Source organism: Lentzea tibetensis (assembly GCF_007845675.1).
In the GTDB taxonomy this organism is placed as follows: Bacteria; Actinomycetota; Actinomycetes; order Mycobacteriales; family Pseudonocardiaceae; genus Lentzea; species Lentzea tibetensis.
Map to the genome: position 1 here is coordinate 1 of NZ_VOBR01000101.1, position 1,071 is coordinate 1,071.

A 1,071-nucleotide genomic window follows, 5' to 3' on the forward strand; every position below is an offset into this window, starting at 1 on the left:
TGTATCTGGCCAGGACGTTGGTAGCGGCGGGCAGGTGTTGACGTAAGGAGAGCCTCCGGCTGGGGTGTGGCTTGTCTAGGACCCACACCAGCCGGAGGCTCTCGTGTCTCACCGTAATGCCCGGACCACGTTCTCAGGCAGATTGCTGATCGTTCAACGGCACCAGGCCGGGTGGCCTCAGGCGCATATCGCGGCTGCGATGGGGATCTCGCGCAAATGCGTGCGGACCTGGCTTGGCCGGTATGCCACCGAGGGAGAGGCCGGCCTGCACGATCGGTCCTCGCGGCCGCATCGTTCACCGCGCCGCACCAGTGCCGAGGTCGAGCAGCGGATCCTCGCGCTGCGGCACGGCCAGCGGCGTGGCCCGGACTGGATCGGCGCCGAGCTGGCAGTGCCCACCCGGACGGTGTCGCGGGTGCTGGCCCGCCACCAGGTCCCGCGACTGACCGCGCTCGACCCGATCACCGGGCAGATACTCCGCGCCAGCAAGGCCACCGCGATCCGCTACGAGCGAGAACGGCCGGGCGAGCTCGTCCACATGGACATCAAGAAGATCGGCCGCATCCCCGACGGTGGTGGCTGGCGCGCCCACGGCCGCGCCCTGCAGGAAGCCACCCGCGACCGGTCGATCAGGATCGGGTTCGACTACGTCCACTCGCTGGTCGACGACCACAGCAGGCTGGCCTACTCCGAGATCCTGCCCGACGAGAAAGGACCGACCTGCGCGGAATTCCTGACCAGGGCGATCTCCTACTTCGCCGAGCAGGGCATCACAAGCATCGAGCGGTTGATGACCGACAACGCCTGGGCCTACCGCTGGTCCCTGCGCGAGGTCTGCGCCCGGCACGGCATCCGGCAGAAGTTCATCAAGCCCCACTGCCCCTGGCAGAACGGCAAGGTCGAGCGCCTCAACCGCACCCTGCAAACCGAGTGGGCCTACCGACAGGCCTTCACCAGCAACACCGAGCGCACTGCCGCCCTTGCTCCCTGGCTCGAGTACTACAACACTCGACGCCGCCACAGCGCGCTCGGAGGCTGCCCGCCCATCAGCCGACTGTCACCAACCTGATG

1 protein-coding gene is annotated in these 1,071 nt (G+C 67.9%); it reads left to right on the forward strand.

Annotation, left to right across the window (positions count from 1 at the left end; translation table 11 throughout):
- Positions 1-103: 103 nt before the first annotated feature.
- On the forward strand, positions 104-1,069 hold the full coding sequence (locus FKR81_RS43100; protein WP_146361382.1) for an IS481 family transposase: 966 nt from the start codon (positions 104-106) through the stop codon (positions 1,067-1,069).
- Positions 1,070-1,071: the final 2 nt, after the last annotated feature.